Origin of the sequence: Sphingomonas ginsengisoli An et al. 2013, assembly GCF_009363895.1 — a bacterium.
GTDB classification, from domain to species: Bacteria; Pseudomonadota; Alphaproteobacteria; order Sphingomonadales; family Sphingomonadaceae; genus Sphingomicrobium; species Sphingomicrobium ginsengisoli.
In genome coordinates, this window is the sequence record NZ_CP045434.1 from 1,993,132 (window position 1) to 2,013,589 (window position 20,458).

Annotated in this window: 23 protein-coding genes and 2 pseudogenes; 19 read left to right on the plus strand and 6 right to left on the minus strand. The window is 66.9% G+C overall.

Annotation, left to right across the window (positions count from 1 at the left end):
- The first annotated feature begins 40 nt into the window (after nucleotides 1-40).
- Nucleotides 41-412, plus strand: a complete 372-nt coding sequence (locus GCU42_RS09590) for a hypothetical protein (protein ID WP_114227302.1) — start codon at nucleotides 41-43, stop codon at nucleotides 410-412.
- Here GCU42_RS09590 and cobS read toward each other — a convergent pair.
- The gene (cobS, locus tag GCU42_RS09595) at nucleotides 409-1,413 is read right to left on the minus strand and encodes a cobaltochelatase subunit CobS (RefSeq protein WP_114227303.1); all 1,005 of its coding nucleotides are present in this window, start codon (nucleotides 1,411-1,413) and stop codon (nucleotides 409-411) included. The genes GCU42_RS09590 and cobS overlap by 4 nt on opposite strands.
- A 10-nt stretch (nucleotides 1,414-1,423) precedes the next feature.
- Nucleotides 1,424-2,092 (minus strand): winged helix-turn-helix transcriptional regulator, encoded by a 669-nt coding sequence (locus tag GCU42_RS09600; protein WP_240309408.1) that lies wholly within the window; start codon nucleotides 2,090-2,092, stop codon nucleotides 1,424-1,426.
- 101 nt (nucleotides 2,093-2,193) lie between these two features.
- Here GCU42_RS09600 and GCU42_RS09605 point away from each other — a divergent pair, with 101 nt between their 5' ends.
- Genes GCU42_RS09605 through GCU42_RS09640 form a run of 8 tightly spaced genes read left to right on the plus strand, consistent with a single transcriptional unit; the run spans nucleotide 2,194 to nucleotide 6,806 of the window.
- On the plus strand, nucleotides 2,194-2,619 hold the full coding sequence (locus GCU42_RS09605) for a DoxX family protein (protein ID WP_114227305.1): 426 nt from the start codon (nucleotides 2,194-2,196) through the stop codon (nucleotides 2,617-2,619).
- Between the two features lie 27 nt (nucleotides 2,620-2,646).
- On the plus strand, nucleotides 2,647-3,090 hold the full coding sequence (locus GCU42_RS09610; RefSeq protein ID WP_114227306.1) for a VOC family protein: 444 nt from the start codon (nucleotides 2,647-2,649) through the stop codon (nucleotides 3,088-3,090).
- A gap of 3 nt (nucleotides 3,091-3,093) precedes the next feature.
- Nucleotides 3,094-3,768, plus strand: coding sequence for a glutathione S-transferase family protein (locus GCU42_RS09615; protein WP_114227307.1), 675 nt, complete (start codon nucleotides 3,094-3,096; stop codon nucleotides 3,766-3,768).
- Nucleotides 3,765-4,127, plus strand: coding sequence for a DUF1428 domain-containing protein (locus tag GCU42_RS09620; RefSeq protein ID WP_114227308.1), 363 nt, complete (start codon nucleotides 3,765-3,767; stop codon nucleotides 4,125-4,127). Before GCU42_RS09615 ends, GCU42_RS09620 begins: the two co-directional genes overlap by 4 nt.
- Nucleotides 4,120-4,926 carry a VOC family protein gene (locus tag GCU42_RS09625; protein WP_114227309.1) on the plus strand — a complete coding sequence of 269 codons (807 nt, stop codon included), beginning with the start codon at nucleotides 4,120-4,122 and terminating at the stop codon, nucleotides 4,924-4,926. Before GCU42_RS09620 ends, GCU42_RS09625 begins: the two co-directional genes overlap by 8 nt.
- Nucleotides 4,923-5,423: a VOC family protein gene (locus GCU42_RS09630; protein WP_114227310.1), complete on the plus strand. Its 501-nt coding sequence runs from the start codon at nucleotides 4,923-4,925 to the stop codon at nucleotides 5,421-5,423. The genes GCU42_RS09625 and GCU42_RS09630 overlap by 4 nt, the downstream gene beginning before the upstream one ends.
- Nucleotides 5,416-6,138 (plus strand): dihydrofolate reductase family protein, encoded by a 723-nt coding sequence (locus GCU42_RS09635; RefSeq protein WP_114227311.1) that lies wholly within the window; start codon nucleotides 5,416-5,418, stop codon nucleotides 6,136-6,138. The genes GCU42_RS09630 and GCU42_RS09635 overlap by 8 nt, the downstream gene beginning before the upstream one ends.
- Entirely contained in the window at nucleotides 6,135-6,806 is a 672-nt protein-coding gene (locus GCU42_RS09640) for a glutathione S-transferase family protein (protein ID WP_240309409.1), read from the plus strand. Before GCU42_RS09635 ends, GCU42_RS09640 begins: the two co-directional genes overlap by 4 nt.
- On the opposite strand, the gene GCU42_RS09645 is transcribed toward GCU42_RS09640, so the two are convergent.
- Nucleotides 6,803-7,405: a DnaJ domain-containing protein gene (locus tag GCU42_RS09645; RefSeq protein WP_114227313.1), complete on the minus strand. Its 603-nt coding sequence runs from the start codon at nucleotides 7,403-7,405 to the stop codon at nucleotides 6,803-6,805. The two genes, GCU42_RS09640 and GCU42_RS09645, sit on opposite strands and share 4 nt — an antisense overlap.
- 19 nt (nucleotides 7,406-7,424) lie before the next feature.
- On the opposite strand from GCU42_RS09645, the gene GCU42_RS09650 reads away from it, so the two are divergent.
- Genes GCU42_RS09650 through GCU42_RS09660 form a run of 3 tightly spaced genes read left to right on the plus strand, consistent with a single transcriptional unit; the run spans nucleotide 7,425 to nucleotide 9,345 of the window.
- On the plus strand, nucleotides 7,425-7,715 hold the full coding sequence (locus tag GCU42_RS09650; RefSeq protein ID WP_114227314.1) for a BolA family protein: 291 nt from the start codon (nucleotides 7,425-7,427) through the stop codon (nucleotides 7,713-7,715).
- Between the two features lie 12 nt (nucleotides 7,716-7,727).
- Nucleotides 7,728-8,627, plus strand: a complete 900-nt coding sequence (locus GCU42_RS09655) for a pirin family protein (RefSeq protein ID WP_114227315.1) — start codon at nucleotides 7,728-7,730, stop codon at nucleotides 8,625-8,627.
- A 16-nt stretch (nucleotides 8,628-8,643) separates the two neighbouring features.
- Nucleotides 8,644-9,345, plus strand: coding sequence for a glutathione S-transferase (locus tag GCU42_RS09660; protein ID WP_114227316.1), 702 nt, complete (start codon nucleotides 8,644-8,646; stop codon nucleotides 9,343-9,345).
- A gap of 86 nt (nucleotides 9,346-9,431) precedes the next feature.
- Here GCU42_RS09660 and GCU42_RS15655 read toward each other — a convergent pair whose 3' ends face one another.
- From GCU42_RS15655 to GCU42_RS15660, 3 genes and pseudogenes are all read right to left on the minus strand, one after another.
- On the minus strand, nucleotides 9,432-10,679 hold the full coding sequence (locus GCU42_RS15655) for a YadA-like family protein (RefSeq protein ID WP_420496917.1): 1,248 nt from the start codon (nucleotides 10,677-10,679) through the stop codon (nucleotides 9,432-9,434).
- Nucleotides 10,680-10,754 (minus strand): annotated as a pseudogene (locus GCU42_RS15675) (hypothetical protein); the annotation flags it as partial. It lies immediately after the preceding gene.
- A gap of 108 nt (nucleotides 10,755-10,862) precedes the next feature.
- Nucleotides 10,863-11,741: pseudogene (locus tag GCU42_RS15660) on the minus strand (hypothetical protein); the annotation flags it as partial.
- A gap of 227 nt (nucleotides 11,742-11,968) precedes the next feature.
- On the opposite strand from GCU42_RS15660, the gene GCU42_RS09670 reads away from it, so the two are divergent.
- From GCU42_RS09670 to GCU42_RS09700, 7 genes are all read left to right on the plus strand, one after another.
- Entirely contained in the window at nucleotides 11,969-12,625 is a 657-nt protein-coding gene (locus tag GCU42_RS09670) for a Crp/Fnr family transcriptional regulator (RefSeq protein ID WP_162789197.1), read from the plus strand.
- Nucleotides 12,626-12,712: 87 nt separating this feature from the next.
- Nucleotides 12,713-13,558: a DUF4349 domain-containing protein gene (locus GCU42_RS09675; protein ID WP_114227319.1), complete on the plus strand. Its 846-nt coding sequence runs from the start codon at nucleotides 12,713-12,715 to the stop codon at nucleotides 13,556-13,558.
- A 104-nt stretch (nucleotides 13,559-13,662) separates the two neighbouring features.
- Entirely contained in the window at nucleotides 13,663-14,559 is an 897-nt protein-coding gene (locus GCU42_RS09680) for an alpha/beta fold hydrolase (protein WP_114227320.1), read from the plus strand.
- Nucleotides 14,560-14,570: 11 nt separating this feature from the next.
- Nucleotides 14,571-15,023: a transcription antitermination factor NusB gene (nusB, locus tag GCU42_RS09685; RefSeq protein WP_114227321.1), complete on the plus strand. Its 453-nt coding sequence runs from the start codon at nucleotides 14,571-14,573 to the stop codon at nucleotides 15,021-15,023.
- Nucleotides 15,024-15,127: 104 nt separating this feature from the next.
- Nucleotides 15,128-16,063: a thiamine-phosphate kinase gene (gene thiL, locus GCU42_RS09690; RefSeq protein WP_114227322.1), complete on the plus strand. Its 936-nt coding sequence runs from the start codon at nucleotides 15,128-15,130 to the stop codon at nucleotides 16,061-16,063.
- A gap of 166 nt (nucleotides 16,064-16,229) precedes the next feature.
- A complete protein-coding gene (locus GCU42_RS09695; RefSeq protein ID WP_114227323.1) occupies nucleotides 16,230-18,377 on the plus strand; it encodes a sodium-translocating pyrophosphatase in 2,148 nt (715 codons plus the stop codon).
- Nucleotides 18,378-18,485: 108 nt separating this feature from the next.
- Nucleotides 18,486-20,432, plus strand: coding sequence for a S9 family peptidase (locus tag GCU42_RS09700; protein WP_114227324.1), 1,947 nt, complete (start codon nucleotides 18,486-18,488; stop codon nucleotides 20,430-20,432).
- Nucleotides 20,433-20,458 lie beyond the last annotated feature (26 nt).

Genomic DNA, 20,458 nt, shown 5'->3' on the forward strand with positions numbered 1-20,458 from the left:
CCGCGCCAGTCGGGGGAATGTGATGCCGGGAATGTTTGGGATGCAGGTGACGCGCAGTGAGTATCGCGCCAATCTCGCCGGGCTGAATACCTTTTTCGGGGCCGTGCTCGGCTTCGTACTGGCGGACATTCCTGCCCCGACGCCGCTCGACTTCGCGCAGTTGCTGCTGTTCACCGCCGCGATCGTGATCGGCATCTTGTATGTGTCGGCCAGCCCGCAGCGCTGGATGTATGCGGCCCTCAACCTGGTGCTGATCTGGTCGTTGCCGCGACTCCTTTGGCGCGACGGCGGACACGGCAGCGGCCGGTTGCAGGTCACGCTCGCGGTCTGGACCGGCATGGCGATCTTCATCGAGGCGCTGTGGGCCTGGCAGCAGCGCCGCGCGTCGAGGCGCGAACCGCCCGCCACCTAGGCCTTGCCCGCGATGCTCTCCGGCAGGTCCTTGCCGAACACGCGCTGATACATCTCGGCGATGAGCGGCCGCTCGGCCTCGTCGCACTTGTTGAGGAAGCTGACCCGGAAGCTGAATCCGACGTCGCCGAAGATGAGCGCATTCTGCGCCCAGCTGATCACCGTGCGCGGGCTCATCACGGTTGAGATGTCGCCGTTGATGAAGGCCTGGCGACTGAGGTCGGCGACCTTGATCATCTTCTCTACCGTCTGGCGGCCGTCGGCCTTGTCATATTCGCCCGACTTGGCGAGCACGATCTGCGCCTCGACCTGCGCCGGCAGGTAATTGAGCGTCGTGACGATGTTCCAGCGATCCATCTGCCCCTGATTGATCGCCTGGGTGCCGTGATAGAGCCCGGTCGTATCGCCCAGCCCGATGGTGTTGGTGGTCGCGAACAGGCGGAAGAAGGGGTTGGGGCGAATCACCCGATTCTGGTCGAGCAGGGTCAGCTTGCCCTCGACCTCGAGGACGCGCTGGATCACGAACATGACGTCGGGGCGGCCGGCGTCATATTCGTCGAACACCAGCGCGACGGGGTGCTGCAGCGCCCATGGCAGTAGGCCCTCGCGGAATTCGGTCACCTGCTGGCCGTCCTTGAGCACGATGGCGTCGCGGCCGATGAGGTCGATGCGGCTGATGTGCGCGTCGAGGTTGATGCGGATGCACGGCCATTTGAGGCGCGCGGCGACCTGCTCGATATGGGTCGACTTGCCGGTACCGTGATAGCCCTGGACCATCACCCGGCGGTTGCGGGCGAAGCCGGCGCAGATCGCCAGCGTGGTGTCGGGATCGAACACATAAGCGGGGTCGAGGTCGGGGACGCGTTCGTCGGCCTCGCTGAAGGCCGGCACTTCCATGTCGCTGTCGATCCCGAAAGCCTCGCGCACCTTCACCATCCGGTCGGGCGCGTCCATCAGCGTGTCGCCGGTGGGGATCTGGGTCTCGTTCGAAAGGTCGGCCATATCGAGGCCCTTAGCTCGCTGCGGGGGGCGTCTCAACCTTCGGCGGCAGCGTAAATAGCGTGACGAACCGCCGCGCCGCGGCCTCGTCGCCCTCGACGCCCAGCAATTCGAACGGCGCGCCGCCATAGACTACACCCGCGAGCTCGGTCGGCTTGGCGGTAATCACCGCGTCCGATCCCTCGACCGGCCCGCGCGTGACCCGGATCCGGCCTTTCTTGACCCGCGCGCTGAAGCTCTCGTCACCGAAGCGGAAGCCGATCCGCAAATCCGCGCCCCGTGCCTTGTCCTCGTCGATCATGGTGCGAAAGCTGAGCAGGATCGAGACGGCCGACAACGGCAGGGTCGGGTCGTGCCGCGGCGAGCGCGCCGCCCAGCGTCCGAGCGCCTGGACCACGGCTTCGGCCTCGAGTCCCCACGGCGTCGCCTCATAGACTTCGCGCGCCGCCGGCGGGGGCAAGCGGGTGCGGCGGACGAGCCCGCGTTGCTCGAGCTCGGTCAGTCGCTGGGTCAGGACATTGGCGCTGAGCCCCGGGATGTCGGCGCGCAGATCGGAGAACCGCCGTGGCCCGAACAATAGCTCGCGCAGGACGATCAGCGCCCACCGCTCCCCAATCAATTCGAGCGCGTGGGCGGTGCCACAGGCATCGTCGTAACTGCGTTTCTGCTCGCCTCGTCGCACTTTGGTTATCTTTTCTAACCTGGTGGTTGTGTTTCCTGATTGGTTGGGTAAATAAGCTTCTATCGAGTCGCAATCAAGGTTAGGTTTGAGGAGAACGAGCGATGGCAACAGCCCCGTATGACGCCCCGGCAATTCCGCCCTCAGCCAAGCGCCAGGCACGCCTGGCATGGGCGCTGAGCGGATTGGCGATCGTCTTCCTGGCCGCCGACGCCGCGGGCAAATTGCTCGCGCCCGATCTGATGATCGCCAACAGCCCGCCGCTGGGCCTTCCCGCCGATCCCGCTTTCTACCGGTTGCTCGGCGCCATCCTGGCTATCTGCACCCTGCTCTACGCACTGCCCCCAACCGCGGTGCTCGGGGCGGTGTTGCTGACCGGCTATCTTGGCGGGGCGGTCGCCAGCCATTTGCGGGTCGGTAGCCCGCTGCTCGGTTTTACCCTGTTCGGCGTGTATATCGGAGTCGTGGTCTGGGCCGGACTGTGGCTGCGCGAGCCGCGCCTTCGGCAACTCATTCCGCTGCGTCGCTGAGCAGCAACCACTAGGAGGAGCTTACCCATGTCCCAGATGATTTTCGTGAACCTGCCGGTGACCGACCTCGCCAAGGCCAAGGCCTTCTATTCGGCGATCGGTTTCACCAACGAACCGAAGTTCTCGAACGAGCAGGCGGCGATGATGCAGCTCAGCGACTCGATCGCGGTGATGCTGCTGACCCACGACTTTTATTCGACCTTCACCCAGCGCCCGATCGCGCCGCCGCATGGCACCAGCCAGGTGCTGTTGTGCCTGTCGGCCAAGTCGAAGGCCGACGTCGACAAGATGACCGAGGCGGCCAAGGCTGCCGGCGGCAAGGCCGACGTCAGCCAGGAGGACCAGACCGGCGAGGGGCCGATGTACGGCCGCGACTTCGAAGATCTCGACGGCCATCAGTGGTCGGCGATGTGGATGGACCCGGCCTTCGCGGCGCAGGGCGCGCATCCGGTCGAAACGGCGGACGCCTGAGCCATGGCGCTGGTTGCTCAGGCTCCAATCGAGCTCACCACCTTCGGCTGGGTCCCGCCCTTCGCGCGCGGCCAGGTCCGCGACCTTCGCGTCCGCTGGGCGCTGGAGGAGATCGGCGCCGATTATTGCGTCCGCACGGTCGGGCCGATTCCGCCGGGCTACGAGCGCGAGCAGCCCTTCTGCCAGGTTCCCGCCTATCGCGAGGGCGACCTCCAGCTGTTCGAGAGCGGGGCGATCGTCCAGCATATCGGCGAGAAGGACGAGCGGCTGCTGCCGAGCGATCCCGTTGCCCGTGCTCGCGCGATACAGTGGACATACGCCGCCTTGAACAGCGTCGAGCCGTTCATGATGAGCTATGCGACCCTCGACGCCTTCTACCCGAATGAGGAGTGGGCCAAGCTGCGCAAGCCGTCGGCGCGTGCCGAGCTCGGCAAAAGATTCGCGCGGGTCGCGGAATGGCTCGGCGACCGCCAGTGGCTCGAAGGCGACCGCTTCACCATCGGCGACCTGCTGATGATCGCGGTGCTCCGTATACTCGGCGATGAGGGAGGGCTGGTTGCCGATTATCCGACGCTCGACGCCTATCGCGCTCGCGGCATCGCCCGTCCGGCCTTTGCCCAGGCGCTTGCCGACCAGCTCGCGCTGTACGCCGACAAGCCCAAGGGAGAAGCGGCATGACCTATATCGATGGCTTCGTCATTCCGGTGAAGCTGGCCGACAAGCAGGCCTTCATCGACCACGCCCGCGCGGCCGACCAATTGCTGATGAACGAAGGCGCGTTGCGCATCGTCGAATGCTGGCCCGAGGACGTGCCCGAAGGCAAACAGACCGACTTCTATCGCGCCGTCGACCGGCAGGAGGGCGAAACCGCCTGCTTCTCGTGGATCGAGTGGCCCGACAAGGCGACCCGCGACCGCGCCTTCGGCAAGATGATGGAGAATGAGGAGCTGATGGCCATCCCCGTGCCGTTCGACGGCAAGAGGATGATCTTCGGCGGGTTTGAACCGATCGTCGAACTGGAGAAGCGCAATGGCTAATCCGACCGGCAGTTTCATCTGGTACGAATTGATGAGCCCCGATCCCGATGCGTCCAAGGCGTTCTACGACTCCGTGGTCGGGTGGGACATCGAGGCTAAGCCCGCGGGCGAGATGGACTATCGCATGATCCGCCGCGGCGACGGCGGCAACGCCGGCGGCGTGCTCCGGCTCGACGCCGCGATGCAGGAACATGGCGCCAAGCCGATGTGGCTCGGCTATCTCAACGTCGACGATGTCGACCAGGCGGTCGCCGCCGCCACCGCCGACGGCGCCGCCACGCTGATGCCGCCCTGGTCGGTGCCCGGCATCGGCCGGATGGCGATGATCGCCGATCCGACCGGCGCACCGATGTATCTGATGAAGCCCGAACCGCCGCAGGGCGCGCCCGATGCGACCAGCGACGTCTTCTCGGTCGACCAGCCGAAGCACGTCCGCTGGAATGAGCTGTCGAGCAGCGACCCCGATCGCGCGGTCGACTTCTACAAGCGTCACTTTGGTTGGGGCCAGGAAGGCGAAATGCCGATGGGCGACCTTGGCGCCTATCGCTTCATCCAGCATGGCGGCGTCGGCATCGGCGCGGTCATGGGTGTCATGCCGAACCGCCCCGAAGGCGGCTGGACCTATTATCTTGGCGTCGACGACATCGACCGCGCGGCCGCGGCGGTGACCGCCGGTGGCGGCACCATCGTCCACGGCCCGATCGAGATTCCGGGCGGCGAATTTTCGCTCAACGGGGTCGATCCGCAGGGCGCGGTCTTCGCCGTGGTCGGCCCTCGCCATCAAGGAGCAGCGCAATGACCGACGACAAGCTCACCACCTGCCTGTGGTTCGACCATGGCGAGGCCCGCAAGGCGGCGGAATTCTATGCCGCGACGTTCCCCAACAGCCAGGTCGGTCAGGCGATGGCCGCGCCCGGCGACTTTCCCGGCGGTGCCGAGGGCACCGAGCTGACGGTCAATTTCACCGTCCTCGGGCGGGCGTTTTTTGGCTTGAACGGCGGGCCGATGTTCAAGCCGACCATGGCCACCAGCTTTATGGTCATCACCGAGAACCAGGACGAAACCGACCGCTACTGGAACGCGATCACCGGCAACGGCGGGTCGGCGCAGGATTGCGGCTGGTGCACCGACCGCTGGGGCTATTCGTGGCAGATCACCCCGCGCGTCCTGCTCGAAGGGAATAGCGACCCCGATCCCAAGGTCGCCAAGCGCGTGTTCGACGCGATGATGACCATGCAGAAAATCGATCACGCCAAGATCGAGGCGGCGCGGCGTGGGGAGACCATCGATGCGTAAGATCCGCGGCTGCGCCTTCGTCAGCCTTGACGGCGTCATGCAGGCGCCCGGCGGCCCGACCGAGGACCCGACCGGCGGGTTCGCGCACGGCGGCTGGCTCCCGCAATTCTTCGACGAGGGTGTTGGCGAGGCGATCGATGCCTTCTTCACCAAGCCCTACGATCTCCTGCTCGGTCGCCGGACCTACGACATCTTCTCGGCCTACTGGCCCTATGTCGGGCAGGAGCCAAAGGGCATCGGCGAAGTGTTTGAATTGCAGGGCAAGGACGACGGCGAAAAGGCCGCGATCCAGATGGGCGAGGACTTCACCCGGGCGACGAAATATGTCGTCACGCATGGCGAGCCCGAGCTCGGCTGGTCCAACAGCGTGGCGGTTCGCAGCATGGAGGAGCTGGCCGAGGTCAAGCGCGGCGACGGGCCGGACCTGCTCATCCAGGGCAGCAGCAGCCTTTACCCGCAGCTGATCGCCGCTGGCCTGCTCGACCGGCTGACGCTGATGATCTTCCCCGCCATCCTCGGTCAGGGCAAGCGCCTGCTCGGCGACGGTCCGGCCGCCACGGCGATGCGCCTGGTCGATCAGAAGACGACGGACGCCGGAGCGGTCATCGCCACCTACGAGCCGGGCGGCGAAATCCGGCAGGAATGGGCGGGGCCGCAGATCGTCAGCCCCCGCGAGGAAGTCCGCCAGCAAGCGATGAAGGAGGGCCGCTGGTGAGCCCCTCGACGCCGCTCGGGACAGACGGCCTCATCCTCTATGGCCACGAGTTCAGCAGCTACACCTGGAAGGCGCTGATCCCGCTCTATGCCGACGACACTGACTTCGAGTTCCGCTCGGTCGAGCAGCATGGCGCCGAGTTCGCGGCTTGCGCGCCGTTCGGGCAGTTCCCTTTGCTCGTCGACGATGGCGAGGTGATCGCCGAAAGCTCGATCATCATCGAGCATCTGCAGCGCCATCACCCCGGACCCAACCGCTGGATCCCCGATGGCGACGCGGGGCTGCGCGTGCGCTTCCTCGACCGGGTGTTCGATCTCAGAGTGATGGACCGTGCCAATGTGCCGGTCGCCAATGCCCTGCGCCCGGCCGAAGCAAAGGACCCGTACGGCGTCGAGCAAGCGCTGACCAAGCTGCGCGCCGCCTACGACTGGCTCGACCGCAACCTCGCCGAGGACGGCTGGGCCGCGGGAGAAGCATTCACCATGGCCGACTGCGCCGCCGCGCCCGCGCTCTTCTACGCTGATTGGATCGAGCCAATCGGTGATCATCGCCCTAGGCTCGCACGCTATCGCCAGCGATTGCTTGCTCACCCTGCGGTCAGCCGCGCGGTCGAGCAGGCGCGGCAATTCCGCCATTATTTCCCGCTCGGCGCGCCCGACCGGGATTAAGCGAACGCCGGCGCCTTCCGCAGTGTCTGCCAGGCGTCGATAACGTTCCTGAGCTTGCCCTCGTGCCGCCGGTCGCCGCCGTTGCGGTCGGGGTGGTAGCGCCGGACCAATTCGGAATAGCGCTGCCGCACCGCGTTGAGCGTCGTATCGTCGCCCAGGCCGAGCACCGACAGCGCGGCCTGCTCGTCCCGGCCGAAGCGCGCCGGCGCGGCGCCCGGACCGGCGAACCCGCGCCCGCGAAACCGACCCGCGATCGCGTCGAGCGGATCCTTGAAGTCGCTCCACGGTGGCGCCGGATCGCCCCCGCCGACATGGGCGAAAGCGCGAGCGTGGCGGTCCCAGCCGGCGACCGGCGATTGCGCCGCCTCGATCTCCTCGGTGCTCATGCCCGAGAAGAAGTTGTAGCGGCTGTTATGCTCGCGGACGTGAGCGAGGCACAGCCAGCGCCACTGGCCCGGCCCGTCGAAATCGGGCTCGGTCAGCGGCGCCTTGAATTCGCCGGGTTCGTCGCAGCCGGGAACGGCGCAGCGATCCGCCGCACCTTCGACCCGGCCATGGAATTTTGGACTTCGTGACGCCAATGCTGCCTCTATTGCCAAGCCGCCCTATATAGTCGCGATGAACGCTGACTTCACGGGCCCGGTCGCACAGGACATCACGCATCGTCTCACCCAGGCGCTCAGCCCGACGCGGCTCGAGCTCGTCGACGACAGCGCCAAGCACCACGGCCACGCCGGACACAATCCGGCGGGCGAGTCGCATTTCAGCCTGCTGATCGAGAGCGCCGCCTTCGCCGGGCAGAGCCGCATCGCGCGCCAGCGGCTGGTCTATCGCGCGCTCGGCGAGTTGATGGACGCGCGGGTCCATGCGCTGACGATTCGCGCCGTCGCCCCTGGCGAAGGGGTCTGATAGGAGGGCCTCATGGAAGGTCCTCCGATCCTGCTCGATCTCGCCCCGGTCAGCCACGACCTCGGTGGCTTCAAGGTCCACCGCACCCTGCCGCATAAGCAGCGGACGATGGTCGGACCGTTCATCTTCTTCGACCAGATGGGTCCCGCCCGGCTGGGGGTCGGCGAGGGCATCGACGTGCGCCCCCACCCGCACATCAACCTCGCCACCGTCACTTATTTGTTCGAGGGCGCGATCCAGCATCACGACAGCCTCGGCACCGTCCAGCGGATTGAGCCCGGGGCGGTCAATCTGATGACCGCGGGCAAGGGCATCACCCATTCGGAGCGCTCGCCCGCCGACCAGCGGAGCGTGGGCCCGCTGCTCGACGGCATCCAGACCTGGCTCGCGCTGCCGCAGGCCAAGGAGGAGGTCGATCCAGCCTTCGAGCATGTCGCCGCCGACGCGCTGCCGTGGGTCGAGGGCGACGGGGTCCGGCTCAACCTCATCATGGGCGAGGCGTTCGGAGTCCGCTCGCCGGTCACCCAGCATAGCGCGACGCTCTACGCCGCCATCCACCTCGCCCCCGGTGCCTCGCTCCAGATCGACAAGGAAGTCGACGAGCGCGCGCTTTATCTGCTCGACGGCGACGCCAGCGTCGACGGGCTGGCGCTGACCCAGCAGCACCTCGTCCTCCTCGCCCCCGGCCACCGCCCGGTGCTCCGTTCGACCAGCGGGGCGCGGCTGATGCTGTGCGGCGGCGAGCCGATGGACGGTCCGCGCCATGTCTGGTGGAACTTCGTCAGCTCGAGCCGCGAGCGGCTGAACGAAGCCAAGCGCGCCTGGCGCGCCGGCGAGTTCGCTTTACCGCCCGACGATCATGACGAATGGATCCCGTTGCCCGAGATGCCGTTGACCGTCAGCTATCCCTGACGAAAGGCATCCAACCATGGCCTACGACCTCTGGTACTGGCCGACCATTCCCGGTCGCGGCGAATTCGTCCGGCTGGCGCTCGAGGCGGGCAAGATCGCCTATCGCGATCGCGCCCGCGAGGAGGGCGAGGACGCGCTCATGAAGGATCTGGCGGCGCGGACCGAGCGCGGTCCGTTCGCCCCGCCCTACCTGGTCGACGGCGACTTCGTGATCGCGCAGGCGCCGCATATCTGCGCCTGGCTCGGCGAGAAGCACGGGCTCGCCAGCGGCAACCTTGCGACCGACCTGTGGCTGATCCAGCTCCAGCTGACCATCGCCGACGCCGTGGCCGAAGCGCACAACGTTCATCACCCGGTCGCGCTGATGGCGACCTACGAGGAACAGAAGGCCGAGGCAGCGCGGGCGGCGCAGGGCTTCCGCGACAAGCGCATCCCCAAATTCCTCAAATATTTCGAGCAGTCGCTCGGCGGTCGCGACTGGTTCATCGACACCAAATGGACCTACGTCGACCTGTCGCTGTTCCAGCTGGTCGAAGGCCTGCGCTACGCCTTTCCGCGGCGGATGGCGGCGGTCGAACCTGATGCCCCCTGCGTCGCCGCCCTCCGCGACCGGGTCGCCGCGCTGCCCGAGCTGCAGGACTATTTCGCCAGCGACCGCCGCATCGGCTTCAACGAGAACGGCATCTTCCGCCACTATCCCGAGCTCGACGGCGACTGATCGGTCGGTCGTTCTGGTCCTGCCAAACGAGATGGCCCCGCCCCTGCCGAAGCAGGGACGGGGCCACCGACACCTTAACCCAAGCTCTAGAACTGGAACCCGTAGCCGGCATTGGCACCGACGCGTTCATTGGTGTCGTAGGTAAGGCCGACGCGGAACACGCTGCGGCCGTCGTCGGAGGCGTGGCTCGCGCCGATCGCGAGCGCCGAGCGGCCACCGTAGGTGCCGACGCCGCCGGCGATCATGCTGCGGCCGGGCTCGAGCGGCTGCGGCAGCGCGGCGGCGGCCAGCGCCGCGGCGCTCCCCGCCCGCGCTTCCCGCCGGACCGCGCGCAGGTCGTAATTCATCGCCAGGAAGCGGGCGTCGGTGTAGGCATTGGCCTGGCTGACCGCGGTGTTGACGGCGCTGGTCACCGCGCCGCTGGCGACCGCCTGCAACTGGGCGACGTTGACCGCGTCGGTGGCGGCGGTGCCGGTCGCGACATTGCTGAAGCGCGTCGCCGAGCCGCCGGGATTGAGCGTGGCCGAGGTCCGCTGCGCATTGTCGTACTGGACGCTGTTATTGGCGAGCACGAGCGCCTGCGTCGCCGTCCCCTGCGCCTGGGTCGCAGTGGTCTGGGCCTGCGTGGCCGTCGCCTGCGCCTGGTTGGCGGTGGTCTGAGCGGTCTGCACCGCGACATTGGTGGCCGCGAGCTGGCTGCCGTTGACCGCGTCGGTCGAGCCGGCGGCGACGACCCCGGCCGCGACATTGTGCACTGTGACCGAACCGGCATTCGCGCCGACAATCGTCACGTCGTTGGTGGCGACACCCCCGTTCGATGTCGTCGGCGTGGCGGGGTTGCTGTACTGCACCGGGCTGCCCCCGGCGACAGTCAGGTTGGCGATCTGCACCTGGATGGCGTTGATGTCGCCGGTGTTGGTGTTCACCTGGGTGGTGAGGTTGGCGATGTTGGCGGTGTTCGTCGCGACCTGGGCATTGGTCGCGGCAAGCTGGCCACCGTTGACGGCGTCGGTCGAACCGGCGGCGATGTTGCCGGCGGCGACATTGGTGACCACCGTCCCGGCGGCTTCGCCCAGCGTCACCTGCGCCTGCGTCGCGTCGTCATACTGGACCCCGTTGGCAGTCGCGTTGGCGAGGCCGGTGACCTGCTGGCTCAGCGTGAACAGCTGATCGCCGTTGACCGCGTCGGTCGATCCCGCGACGACGGTGCCCGCCGCAACATTGGTGAGAACCGTCCCGCCGGCGCCGCCGAAGGTGACGCTGGTCTGCGACGCGCCGCCATACTGGACTGAGTTGGCGGCGGTGGTCGCGGCGGCGCTCGCCTGCTGCTGCACGGCAAACAGCTGGCTGCCGTTGACCGCATCGCTCGACGTGGCGGCGACATTGCCCGCCGCGAGGTTGGTGATGGTAGTGCCGCCCGCTCCGCTCAGCGTGATGCCGGTGTGGCTCGAGCCGTTGTAGACGACCGGATCGGTCGGCACGAGCGCGGCCAGTGCCTGGAGCTGGGCGATGTTGGCGGCATCGGTCGGCGCCGAGCCGGGCGCGACGTTGGTCAGCTGGCGAAGCGCCCCTGGCGCGCCGACGCTGATCTCGCCAGCGCTATTGTAGGTGCCCGACAGGAGGGGCGCCGAATAGCCGCTGACGGCGCCGCGGCTGGCGACCGATCCCGCGCCCAGCGCGACGCTGTTGGCGGCGGTGGCACTAGCGGCCGAGCCGAGCGCGACCGAATTGCTCCCGCCCGCGCCCACCGCGGCGTCGGGACCGATGGCGATGCTGTTGACCGCCAAGGCATCGGTCTGGGCGCGGTTGCCGAGGGCGACCGAGTTGATCTCGCCGGCAGTGGCCTGCTGGCCGCTGGCGCCGAGACCGGAGATCATGTTGCCGCCGATCGCCAGGCCCTGTGGCGTGTCGAGCGTGTAGCCGTCGGCCGTCGCGTTACAGGTACTTGCCGGACCGACCAGCGTGCCATCCTGCGCGACGACGTTGAGGCCGATGTTGCTGCCCGAGGCGGCGGTCGTAAGCAGCCCGTTGACGTTGACGCTGAGCGGCGCTGGCTGGCCGGTGAGGTTCAGGACGAGCGGGTTGAGTGTGAGCACGCCGAGGATGCCGTTGACGCGATTTTCGACCGGTCCGTAGATGCCCGTCAGCACCGGGCTCATGATGTCGGTCACCACCGATCGCGGCAGGCTGACACCCGAGCAGACGCTGACCAGGGTCGACGGTGCGGGCACCGACTGCGCGGCAGCCGGCCCGGCAAGGGCGGCGATGGCGAGAGGCGCGGTGAGGGCCGAGCCGACGACGCGGGCGAGCCGCCGGTGCCGCGGCCTCGACGAGGTGGTGAAGGGCATGGTGAGTCTCCTGCTGAAGCCGCAAAAAGTTCGGCAATCACAGGACATTAACCCAAGCGGGTTGAAGCAATCTTGGTCTTGCAACCGACGCTTCCGTAACGGAACAATGTCGTTTGCTTTACGTTTTTTTCTTAACCTGTGTATGGTGGCTTACCTGCCCAACAGGTCTACTACTGCTTTTTGCTCGGTAATTGGTCAGCACAGTGAAAGGGGACGTGCGCGTGCCCAATAATAAGCTGTTGTCCTTGATGCCGACGGATTGCGCGGACGAACTGATGGCGAGTGGGGGCGACTTCTCGGTCGAGACCGGCGCCACCGTCCCCGACGAGCTACTCGACGGCAGCCAAGTCTTCATCGTGACCGAAGGCGTCGCGTCGAAATTCCAGCTCTCCCCAAGCGGCAAATTCTCCGAGGTGGGGATGGTCGGGTGCGAGGGGATGTTCCCGGTCTCGGCACTGCTCAGTGTCCCGGGAGCGCGCCATGTGGTGCTGGTCCAGGTCGGCCCCCTGCGCGGTCGCCGGGTGCGGACCAAGGATTTCCAGCGGATCATCGCCGATTCCGCCGAGGCGCGCGAGGTGGTGCAGCGATATCTCTATGCCTTCATCACGCAGGTCTCCTCCAACCTGCTGTGCGCCGAACAGTCGGTAACCTCGCGCCTCGCGCGCTGGTTGCTGATGTGCCAGGACCGGCTGCCCGACGATGCGATCGAGGTGACCCACGACGCGCTGGCGCAGATGACGGTGTCGCATCGGCCGACCGTCACCAACATGCTCAAGGCCCTGCGCGCGGAGGGTCTGATCGAGATGTGCCGCGGCTGTATCACCATCCGCGATCGCGAAGGCCTGATCGGCGCCAGCGAAGGTGGCTATGGCGCGGCGGAGCGATATTGGCAGGACTATCTCGCCCCGCTCGGTAAAGGCGGATCGGCTTAGCGCCCACGCTTGACGCGACTCGCGCCCTGCGTTCTCCTCCGAGGCAGCAGCCGACAGAAGCTGCAGGAACGAAAGGGATGGTGTCTGATGCGTGTGATGGGGCTTGCCGCCGCAGCCTTACTGCTGGCCGGCTGTTCGCAACGAGCGAACGACTCTTCTTCATCGGTAGCCAAGGACAGCGCGGGACCGGGCGCGACGCCCGGTGTCGCGTGGAAATTCTCCTACGACTATCTGCTTGGCAACTCGCAGATCGAAGCCGTGCAGGAGCGCCATGCCGAGCGTTGCGAACAGCTTGGCCTGGCGCGGTGCCGGATCACCGGAATGCAATATTCGGTCGGCGAGGACGATGCGGTCTCGGGCAGCCTCACGGTCAAGGTCGACCCGCGGATCGCTCGGCAGTTCGGGCGGATGGCCCTCGCCGACGTCCGTTCGGCCGACGGCAAGCTTGTCCGCAGCGATTATGAAGGCGAGGATGTCGGTAGCACGGTCGCGGCGGCCAATAATGCCGCGACCGACATCGAGGCGCAGGCTACCGACCTGCGCAAACGGATCGACGCGGCCAAGCCCGGCAGCACCGAGCGCGCCGAATTGCAGCGCCAGCTCAGCGACCTGATCGCCGCGGCCCAGCAGCAGCGCCGGTCCGCCGACGAGGGGCAGCAACAACTGGCCGCCACGCCAATCACCTTCAATTACGACGGTGAAGGCGGCATCCCGGGTTTCCGGGAGAATCCGATCAAGGCCGGCGTCAAGGCGCTGGTAGCGAGCTTCGTCACCATGATCAGCGTGGTGCTCCAGGCGATCGGCTTCCTCCTACCGTGGCTGCTGCTACTGGGTCTCGTCATCCTCGTCTGGCGCTCGCCGCCCGTGCGGGTGGTCAGGCGCTGGTTGTGGCAAAATGTGGGCGAGGACGCTCACCTCGTGACGAAGCACTAAGCCGCAACAATCGTTGCGATGTTGGCGACGCAATCCGGTTTCCTTGACCAACGGGGCAGGAACTGGATTGCTTCGCCGCGATCGCAACGACCAAGGATGGTGACATGCGCTTCGAGAAAATGGCCCTGCCGACCGGCGTCGCCCTCAACGTGGGCTTCGCAGGGCCCGAGGACGGGCCAGCGATCGTGCTGCTGCACGGCTTTCCCGAAAGCCATCGGACATGGCGCGGGCTGGTGCCGCTGCTCGAGGACAGATATCGCCTGATCATGCCCGACCAGCGCGGCTTCGCCGGGTCGGACGCGCCGCAGGATCCGGGCGACTACAGCACCGACAAGATCCTCGCCGACCTGTTCGCCCTGGTCGACCGGCTGGGCCTTAACGACTTCACCCTGGTCGGCCACGATTGGGGCGGCGCGGTGTCGTGGGCGGCGGCGCTGAAGAACGATCCGCGGCTCAAACGCCTCGTCATCATCAACGCGCCGCATCCGGTCGTCTTCCAGAAGAGCCTGATCGAGGATGCCGACCAGCGCGCGGCGAGCCAGTATATCACCGCCTTCCGCACGCCCGGCTTCGAGGCGGCGGTCGAGGCGATGGGGTGGGAGACCTTTTTCGACAAAAGCTTCGGCGGCCATGTCGACCTTGCCAACATCAGCGCGGACGAGCGCGCCGAATATTTCGAGGAATGGCGCCAGCCGGGGGTCTTCACCGGGATGCTCAACTGGTATCGCGGGGCGGCGGTGATGGTCCCGCCGCCCGGCGTCACCGTTCCGCTGCCGGACTTCCTCCTGCGCGCCTTTCCCAAGGTGAAGGTTCCGACGCTGGTGGTGTGGGGAATGAAGGACAAGGCGCTGCTGCCGCTACAGCTCCACGGGCTCGATGCGCTGGTCGAGAACCTCACGATCGTCCGGGTCGAGGATGCCGGCCACTTCGTCCCGTGGGAGCAGCCCGCGGCGGTGGCGCAGGCGCTCGATGCTTTCCTTGGCGCACCTGAACGGGCATAGGCCGCCGCCTCATGACCGCTCCCGCCCGCTCCCGCTCGCGCTCCGCCGCGCGGCTCGCCGCCGTCCAGGCGCTCTACCAGCTCGAGATGGAGCCCAAGCCGCTCGCCCAGCTGCTCCATGAATTCCACCAGCACCGGCTCGGCGCGACGATCGACGGCGACGAGCTGGCCGACGCCGAGGTCGACTTCTTCGATGACATCGTCCGCGGGGTCGATGCCCGCCGCGACGAGATCGATGCGCAGGTCGAGGGCAAGCTCGCCGACGGCTGGAAGCTCGACCGGCTCGATCGCCCGATGCGCGCGATCCTGCGCGCCGGCACCTACGAGTTGATCGCGCGGCGCGATGTGCCGGTGGGCAGCGTGATCAGCGAATATCTCGACGTCGCCCACGCCTTCTTCGACAAGAAGGAAGTCTCGTTCGTGAACGGGCTGCTCGACGCCATCGCCAAGGAAGCGCGGACCTGAGCTTGCGTCATTGCGAGCCGAAGGCGCGGCAATCCAGTGCCTTCTCGGGGCAGAAGGAGCAGTGGATTGCTTCGCTGCGCTCGCAATGACGATAGAGTGACCTGATGCCGTCCGAATCCGCTTTCCTGCCCCAACTGCGACGGATCGCCACCGACCCCGCCGCGCGCGGGCTGCTCGACGATGTGGCGGTGCTTGGCGACCTCGTACTGACCCACGACAGCATCGCCGAGGGCATCCATTACCTACCGTCCGATCCGCCGGCCTCGGTCGGGTGGAAGCTGGCGGCGGTCAACCTGTCCGACCTTGCGGCGAAGGGTGCCGAACCGATTGCTGCCTTGCTGTCGCTGACGCTGGCGGGCGATGGCGCATGGGAGAATGCCTTCCTCGACGGTCTCGCAGCTGCTTGCGAGAGCTACGGCCTGCCCCTGGTCGGGGGCGACACCATCGCGTTGCCGCTGGGGGCGCCGCGCGTGCTCGGGCTGACCGTGGTCGGACGGACCGCCACGCCCGCCCCGGCGCGCGCGGGCGGACGGCCGGGCGACGAACTGTGGCTGGCGGGGACGCTCGGTGACAGTGCCGCCGGACTGGCGTTGCTCACGAGCGATCCGGCGACCGAGGGGCCGCTGGTCGACATCTTCCGTCGCCCGGTCCCGCTGCTCGCCGCCGGCCGCGCGCTGGCGCCGCTGGCGACCGCGATGATGGACGTGTCGGACGGGCTGCTGCTCGATGCCCAGCGACTGTGCGCGGCGAGCGGCTGCGGCGCGGCGCTCGACCTCGAGGCGCTGCCGCTGTCGAGCGCCTTCGTCGCCGAGCGCGGTGGCGGCCGGGCCGAACGTCTGTTCGCCGCGACCGGTGGCGACGACTATGCGCTGCTCGCCGCACTGCCCGCCGGGACCGACCTCCTAACGCTTTCTTTACCCGAGCAGCCCAGGTTCACCCGCATCGGCACCCTGACCGACGGCGAGGCAATCGTGCTCACCGACAAACGGGGCGTCGTCCCACTGCCGGAGCGCCTGGGCCATGAACATCGCACTCATTGACTGGCGCCGACTGTCGATCCTCGCCGCCGGGCTGATCTGCGGTTCGCTGAGCGCATTTTGGCTGGCCTAGACAGGTCTCGTTAAGCCGTTACAACTCCCGCCGTCTTCTCTCCCGGAGGCGCGCCAGCGTCGCCGGACATAAGCGAACAAGGGGTTGTTCTCTACCATGACTGTCACAGTGATCGCGATCGTCTGCGGACTGATTGCCGTGCTCTACGGACTTGTCACCAGCCGCCAGGTGCTGAGCGCGCCGGCCGGCGACCAGCGCATGGTCGATATCGCCGGCGCCATTCAGGAAGGCGCGCAGGCCTACCTCGGCCGGCAGTACACCACCATCGGCATCGTCGGGGTGATCGTCGCGGCGATCATCTTCTTCACGCTGGGCGGCCTCAGCACCGCCGGCTTCCTGCTTGGCGCGGTCCTGTCGGGCGTCGCCGGCTATGTGGGGATGAACATCTCGGTCCGCGCCAACGTCCGCACCGCGGAAGCCGCGCGGACTTCGCTTCAGGGCGGGCTCACCATGGCGTTCCGCTCGGGCGCGATCACCGGCATGCTGGTGGCGGGCCTCGGCCTGCTCTCGATCGCCGGCCTGTACTGGTATCTGACCGGCCCCGGCGGGCGTGACCTGGCGGTCGAGGCCGATCGTCATGCCATCACCCAGGCGCTCACCGCGCTGGCGTTCGGCGCCTCGCTCATCTCGATCTTCGCGCGTCTCGGCGGCGGCATCTTCACCAAGGCCGCCGACGTCGGCGCCGACCTCGTCGGCAAGGTCGAAGCAGGCATCCCCGAGGACGACCCCCGCAATCCGGCGGTGATCGCCGACAACGTCGGCGACAATGTCGGCGACTGCGCCGGCATGGCCGCCGACCTGTTCGAAACCTACGTCGTGACGATCGGCCTTACGATGGTCTCCATCGCCCTGCTGCTGCCCAATTCGCCGCTGCTCGGTCAGTTGATCGTGCTGCCGCTGCTGGTCGGCGGGGTGTGCATCATCACCTCGATCATCGGCACCTACATGGTCCGGCTGGGCAAGGGCCAGTCGATCATGGGCGCGCTCTACAAGGGCTTCTGGACCACCGCTGTCCTGTCGATCCCGGCGATCTATCTCGCTGCGCAATATGCGCTCGGCGACATGCACGCGGCGATCGGGGGCGGCGGTATCGTCAATCCCGACGGCACCGCCAACATCATCGACAGCGTGACCGGCATGGACCTGTTCTGGTGCATGCTGATCGGCCTCGCCGTCACCGGCCTTTTGGTCTGGATCACCGAATATTACACCGGCACCAACTATCGCCCGGTCAAGTCGATCGCCAAGGCGTCGGAGACCGGTCACGGCACCAACGTCATTCAGGGCCTCGCGATCAGCCTGGAGTCGACCGCACTGCCGACGCTGGTGATCGTGGTCGCGGTGGTCGCGACCTTCCAGATCGCGGGCATCATTGGCGTCGCCTTCGCCGCCACCAGCCTGCTCGCGCTGGCCGGCATGGTGGTCGCCTTGGACGCCTACGGACCGGTCACCGACAACGCCGGGGGCATCGCCGAGATGGCGGGTCTTCCCGACGACGTACGCGCGCGCACCGACGCGCTCGACGCGGTTGGCAACACCACCAAGGCGGTGACCAAGGGCTATGCGATCGGCTCGGCCGCGCTCGCCGCGCTGGTGCTGTTCGGCGCCTACACCACCGACCTCGCCCGCTACTTCCCCGGCCTCAAGGTCGATTTCGCGCTGAGCAATCCGTACGTCATCGTCGGCCTGCTTTTGGGCGCGCTGTTGCCCTATTTGTTCGGCGCCTTCGGCATGACCGCGGTCGGCCGGGCGGCGGGCAGCGTGGTCGAGGACGTCCGCGAGCAGTTCCGCAACGACAGCGGCATCATGGCCGGGACCAGCCGTCCCAACTACGCCCGCACTGTCGACATCGTCACCAAGGCGGCGATCAAGGAGATGATCATCCCCTCGCTGCTGCCGGTGCTAAGCCCCGTCGCGGTCTATTACATCATCACCGCTGTCGCGGGCCAGGCGCAGGGCTTCGCGGCGCTGGGCGCGATGCTGTTGGGCGTAATCGTGTCGGGCCTGTTCGTTGCCATCTCGATGACCTCGGGCGGCGGCGCGTGGGACAATGCCAAGAAGTACATCGAGGACGGCAACCACGGCGGCAAGGGCAGTGAAGCCCACAAGGCCGCGGTGACCGGCGACACGGTCGGCGATCCCTACAAGGACACCGCCGGCCCGGCGGTCAATCCGATGATCAAGATCACCAACATCGTGGCGCTGCTGCTGCTCGCGGCCCTGGCGGCGCACGGCGCCGGCTGATCGTCAAATCGAGCCATTGAAAAGCCCCGTTCCGACACCGGTCGGAGCGGGGCTTTTCTTTAACCGCAATCAAGTTAGGCTGGGCCGCCAAACAAGGGGGCTTGTTGCATGTTGTGGTTGCGTTTGATCGCGCTGGGCGCGGTTGCGAGTGGCGCGCTGGGGGCGAACGGACCGGCGCAGACGACGCCGGCCGCTGCTGTGGTCGGAGCGACGACCGCCAAGCCGAGCATCGCCGATTTTGCTACCCCGCCGTCCCTGCGCTCGCCGATGATGTCGCCCGACGGCCGCTGGCTCGCCGCCCGCGCGGGAACCGGCAAGGACCAGCGCATCCTCATCATCAACGTCGACGACCCAGCCGGGCGGCCGCGCGCGCTGCAGACCGGCGACGTACTGTTTCGCTCGCTCTATTGGGCCGGGAACAACCGTCTCCTCATGACGGTGATCAAGCAGACACGCATCGGCGCGTTGTTCTTTCCCTACACGCGCCTGCTCATCGTCGACCTTACCACTGGCCAGATCAAAGTCGGCGATCCCAAGAGCGACGGCTTATTCGTCGGCGAAGTCCTGTTCGTCGATCCCGACGGTCAATACGCCTTGGTGGCGAGTCAAAAGGACATCTACAGCAATCCGCAGGTGAAACGCGTCGATCTCGGCACCGGCGCCGCCGTGGTCGTCGAGAAGGAACGGCCCAATGTCTGGGACTGGTTCGTCGACACCAATGGCACCGTCCGCGCCGGACTCGCCTACGACGATCGCAGCTGGAAGCTCTTCTACCGCGACAAGCCCGAGGAATCGTTGCGCATCGTCAAGGGCCATTTCGACAAGGATGACGACAGCCGGATCGAGCGCTTCACCTTCGGGCCCTCCGGCAAGGGCACGATCATCACCAACGAGCGCACCGGTCGCTTCGGCGTCTACCACTACGACTTTGCCACCGGCGCCATTGGCGCGCCGATCTTCGAACATCCCAATGTCGATGTCGGTGAAGTCTACGCCGACCAGTGGAGCGGCGACGTCGGCGGCGTCTCCTACGAAGACGACCGGACCCGCTTCCAGTGGTTCGACGCCGACATGCGCAAGGTCCAGAGTTCGATCGACCGCGCCTTGCCGGACAAAGTCAACGAAGTGGTGAGCTTCAGCCGCGACAAGAACCGCGTGCTCGTGCGGTCGAGCGCGGCGACCGATCCTGGCGCTTATTACGTGCTCGATCGACGGCAATTGCGGATGAGCCCGGTCGCCAATCCCTACGACCGGATCGATCCGGCGGCGATGAGCAACGTCAAGAGCGTCAGCTTCAAGACGCGCGATGGCCTCGAGATTCCCGCTTACCTGACCTTGCCGCGCACTGCGGAGAAAGGCCCGCCACCACTGATCATGCTGCCGCATGGCGGACCGTTCGCCCGCGACGACTGGCAATATGATCCCCTTGTGCAGTTTCTCGCCAGCCGCGGCTATGCCGTGTTCCAGCCCCAGTTCCGCGGATCGACGGGGTTCGGCCGCGCGTTCGCCGAACGGGGTTATGGCCAGTGGGGTCGAGCCATGCAGGACGACCTCGACGATGGCCTCGACTGGTTAGTGAAGAGCGGCCAGGTCGATCCCAAGCGGGTCTGCATCATGGGCCTGTCGTACGGCGGCTATGCGGCATTGTGGGGCGCCATCCGCAACCCGGAGCGCTATCGCTGCGCTGTCAGCTATGCCGGGGTTACCGACCTCGAAGCCCAACTTCGCGACAATCGCGAATCCTTTTCGGCGACCCGCTACTTCCGCGAATGGCGGACCCGCGTCGCGGGGCCCCAGAAGATCGATCTTGGGACCGTCTCACCGCTTCAGCAGGTTGCGCATCTCAACACGCCGGTACTGATCGCGCATGGTGAGAGCGACGGCACCGTGTCGTCCAAGCAAAGCCACGCGTTGGTGACCGCGCTCGAGCATCGCCATGCGCCGGTGACGTCCGTCTTCTACAAGGATCACGGTCACGACCTCGGCAACGAGGCCGACGAGACCGATTTCTTCGGCCGTCTCGAGACCTTCCTGGCCAAATACAACCCGGCCTGAGACGCAGCGAGGGCGCAAAAAAAAAC

What these genes read in the sequence shown, in the direction of transcription:
- GCU42_RS09590 (WP_114227302.1), top strand. Translation starts at nt 41, where the DNA reads ATGCAGGTGACGCGCAGTGAGTATCGCGCCAATCTCGCCGGGCTGAAT.
- cobS (WP_114227303.1), bottom strand. Translation starts at nt 1,413, where the DNA reads ATGGCCGACCTTTCGAACGAGACCCAGATCCCCACCGGCGACACGCTG.
- GCU42_RS09605 (WP_114227305.1), top strand. Translation starts at nt 2,194, where the DNA reads ATGGCAACAGCCCCGTATGACGCCCCGGCAATTCCGCCCTCAGCCAAG.
- GCU42_RS09610 (WP_114227306.1), top strand. Translation starts at nt 2,647, where the DNA reads ATGTCCCAGATGATTTTCGTGAACCTGCCGGTGACCGACCTCGCCAAG.
- GCU42_RS09615 (WP_114227307.1), top strand. Translation starts at nt 3,094, where the DNA reads ATGGCGCTGGTTGCTCAGGCTCCAATCGAGCTCACCACCTTCGGCTGG.
- GCU42_RS09620 (WP_114227308.1), top strand. Translation starts at nt 3,765, where the DNA reads ATGACCTATATCGATGGCTTCGTCATTCCGGTGAAGCTGGCCGACAAG.
- GCU42_RS09625 (WP_114227309.1), top strand. Translation starts at nt 4,120, where the DNA reads ATGGCTAATCCGACCGGCAGTTTCATCTGGTACGAATTGATGAGCCCC.
- GCU42_RS09630 (WP_114227310.1), top strand. Translation starts at nt 4,923, where the DNA reads ATGACCGACGACAAGCTCACCACCTGCCTGTGGTTCGACCATGGCGAG.
- GCU42_RS09635 (WP_114227311.1), top strand. Translation starts at nt 5,416, where the DNA reads ATGCGTAAGATCCGCGGCTGCGCCTTCGTCAGCCTTGACGGCGTCATG.
- GCU42_RS09650 (WP_114227314.1), top strand. Translation starts at nt 7,425, where the DNA reads ATGAACGCTGACTTCACGGGCCCGGTCGCACAGGACATCACGCATCGT.
- GCU42_RS09655 (WP_114227315.1), top strand. Translation starts at nt 7,728, where the DNA reads ATGGAAGGTCCTCCGATCCTGCTCGATCTCGCCCCGGTCAGCCACGAC.
- GCU42_RS09660 (WP_114227316.1), top strand. Translation starts at nt 8,644, where the DNA reads ATGGCCTACGACCTCTGGTACTGGCCGACCATTCCCGGTCGCGGCGAA.
- GCU42_RS09670 (WP_162789197.1), top strand. Translation starts at nt 11,969, where the DNA reads ATGGCGAGTGGGGGCGACTTCTCGGTCGAGACCGGCGCCACCGTCCCC.
- GCU42_RS09675 (WP_114227319.1), top strand. Translation starts at nt 12,713, where the DNA reads ATGCGTGTGATGGGGCTTGCCGCCGCAGCCTTACTGCTGGCCGGCTGT.
- GCU42_RS09680 (WP_114227320.1), top strand. Translation starts at nt 13,663, where the DNA reads ATGCGCTTCGAGAAAATGGCCCTGCCGACCGGCGTCGCCCTCAACGTG.
- nusB (WP_114227321.1), top strand. Translation starts at nt 14,571, where the DNA reads ATGACCGCTCCCGCCCGCTCCCGCTCGCGCTCCGCCGCGCGGCTCGCC.
- thiL (WP_114227322.1), top strand. Translation starts at nt 15,128, where the DNA reads ATGCCGTCCGAATCCGCTTTCCTGCCCCAACTGCGACGGATCGCCACC.
- GCU42_RS09695 (WP_114227323.1), top strand. Translation starts at nt 16,230, where the DNA reads ATGACTGTCACAGTGATCGCGATCGTCTGCGGACTGATTGCCGTGCTC.
- GCU42_RS09700 (WP_114227324.1), top strand. Translation starts at nt 18,486, where the DNA reads ATGTTGTGGTTGCGTTTGATCGCGCTGGGCGCGGTTGCGAGTGGCGCG.